Origin of the sequence: uncultured Campylobacter sp. (genome assembly GCF_937949835.1) — a bacterium.
Lineage (GTDB): Bacteria > Campylobacterota > Campylobacteria > Campylobacterales > Campylobacteraceae > Campylobacter_B.
Map to the genome: position 1 here is coordinate 1 of NZ_CALEDC010000247.1, position 1245 is coordinate 1245.

General features: G+C 58.6%; 2 protein-coding genes. Both read left to right on the top strand.

Annotated elements, in window-relative coordinates:
- On the top strand, positions 1–606 hold a 606-nt coding region (gene ttdA / locus Q0256_RS05620; protein ID WP_297960930.1), incomplete at its 5' end, for a L(+)-tartrate dehydratase subunit alpha.
- The gene (ttdB, locus tag Q0256_RS05625; RefSeq protein WP_297960933.1) at positions 603–1223 is read left to right on the top strand and encodes a L(+)-tartrate dehydratase subunit beta; all 621 of its coding nucleotides are present in this window, start codon (positions 603–605) and stop codon (positions 1221–1223) included. The genes ttdA and ttdB, both read left to right, overlap by 4 nt.
- Positions 1224–1245 lie beyond the last annotated feature (22 nt).

A 1245-nucleotide genomic window follows, 5' to 3' on the forward strand; every position in this document is an offset into this window, starting at 1 on the left:
CGGGCGACGCGCGAGGCTCCGCTGCGCCACAATAGCGTCGAGACATTTGACGAGTACAACACCGGCAAAAACGTCGGCAAGGGCACGCCTAGCGTATTTTGGGAGATCGTGCCGCAAAGCAGCGAGTGCGAGATACACACCTATATGGCGGGTGGCGGCTGTAGCCTGCCCGGCAAAGCGACCGTGCTGATGCCCGGTATGGGCTACGAGGGCGTCGTGAAATTCGTCATGGACATAATGACCAGCTACGGCATAAACGCCTGTCCGCCGCTGCTAGTGGGCGTAGGCGTGGGCACCTCGATCGACGTGGCATCCTTGCTATCCAAAAAAGCGCTGATGAGGCCTCTTGGCTCGCATAATCCAAACGAGCGCGCCGCGCTAACCGAAAAGCTGCTCGAAGAGGGCATCAATAAAATCGGCCTAGGCCCGCAAGGCATGAGCGGCGCAAGCTCGGTCATGGGCGTGCATATACAAAACTGCGCCCGCCACCCAAGCGTCATCGCCGTCGCCGTAAACGTGGGCTGCTGGTCGCACCGCAAAGGGCACATCGTCTGGGACGCGGAGCTAAATTTTGCCGTAAAATCGCACAAGGAGTTCGCGCTATGAGTAAGAAAATTTTAACCACGCCGATCGCGCCCGAGGATCTAGCGGATATCAAGATCGGCGACGTGATCTATCTAACCGGGCACATCGTCACCTGCCGCGACGTGCCGCACAGACGCGTCGTGCAGGAGGGTCGCGAGCTGCCGCTTGATATCAGAGGCGGCGCGATCCTGCACGCGGGACCGATCATCAGAAAAACGGACGATGGCGGTAAAGAGGGCTTCGAGATGGTCTCCGTGGGGCCGACGACTAGCATGCGGATGGAGAAATTCGAGCGCGAATTTATCGCCAAAACGGGCGTGCGCCTGATAGTGGGCAAAGGCGGCATGGGCGAGGGCACGATGAGCGGCTGCAAGGAGTTTGGCGCGATACACTGCGTATTTCCCGCGGGCTGCGCAGTGGTCGCCGCGACGCAGGTCGAGGAGATCGAGAGTGCCGACTGGACGGAGCTTGGGATGCCCGAGACGCTGTGGAAGTGCCGCGTGAAGGAGTTTGGCCCGCTCATCGTCTCCATAGACGCGCACGGAAATAATCTTTTTGAGCAGAACAAGGTCAAATTTAACGAGAAAAAGGACGCGGCGCTAGCTGAAATTTTACCGCAGGTTGGGTTTATAAAGTAGTTAAATTTTGGCGGCTCGCGCT